At 36.7% G+C, this 1,012-nt stretch carries 1 protein-coding gene; it reads left to right on the top strand.

The features are described 5' to 3' along the window. Nucleotides 1-37: 37 nt before the first annotated feature. Nucleotides 38-1,012 (top strand): glycosyltransferase family 4 protein (locus tag ACRCJ0_RS15205; protein WP_431391047.1); only part of this gene is annotated, 975 nt, incomplete at its 3' end.

The raw sequence follows: 1,012 nt of genomic DNA, 5'->3' as shown, positions 1-1,012 counted from the left end.
GATCTTACATACTTGTTCTTACTATTCAACATCACCCTTGTTTCAGCAACTATTTGATCGTCAAGTAGCTGACGGACATGATATTGATGTATACGTCCCTATCTCAAATCAATTTCCAGAAGAACGGATTGCTTCTAGAGCACCATATGCAGAAACTGTCCGTGTCTTCAATCAAATCGAGCGATTTTTCTACTTCTATAAGCAAAATAAAATCTATCGAGATTTGAAAAAACGCTATAAAACTAGCGAATACGACTTAATTCACGCACATTCCCTATTTACCAACGGGTATATGGCCTACCAAATTCATAAAGAATATGGGACACCTTACGTTGTAGCAGTTAGAAGCAATGAAGTAGCTGATTTCTTTAAAAAAGCATTTTGGTTGAGACCTATTGGTTTAAATATTTTGGAGAATGCCAGTCAAATTATCTTTATCTCACAAAATAATTTTGAGAATACTTTTGAAAAATATATTCCTACATCAATTAAAAAGGAGTTATTAGCAAAGACCTTAGTCTTGCCAAACGGTATCGATCAGTTCTGGCATGAACATGCCTTTGAAGATCGCCAAGGGACTTTAAATGAGCCTTTAAAAATTGTTGCGACCGCAAAAGTTCAAAAGGCTAAAAACCTGCTGACTTTAGCAGACTATGTCGCTGCCTATAACCAGGATGAAGCGCCAGCTGAATTACATATTATCGGTCCTAATTGGGACCAGGGTATTTTTGATGAATTAATTAAAAAACCATACGTGAATTACCACGAGCCAATGGATAAAAATCAATTAATTGCCTTTTACCGAACAGCAGATATATTTGCCCTGCTATCTTCACCTGAAACATTTGGCCTAGTTTATGTTGAAGCGATGAGCCAATCCCTACCAGTAATTTACACGAGTGGAGAAGGTTTTGATGGTTTCTTCCCTAACAAAAAGATTGGTATTTCGGTAGATCGATTTGATGTTGCTGCCTTTAAAGATGCTGTCGACTACATCAAAAAGTACTATCCA

This window comes from Aerococcus sp. L_32, assembly GCF_050689315.1.
This window is presented reverse-complemented; position numbering and strand designations above follow the sequence as displayed.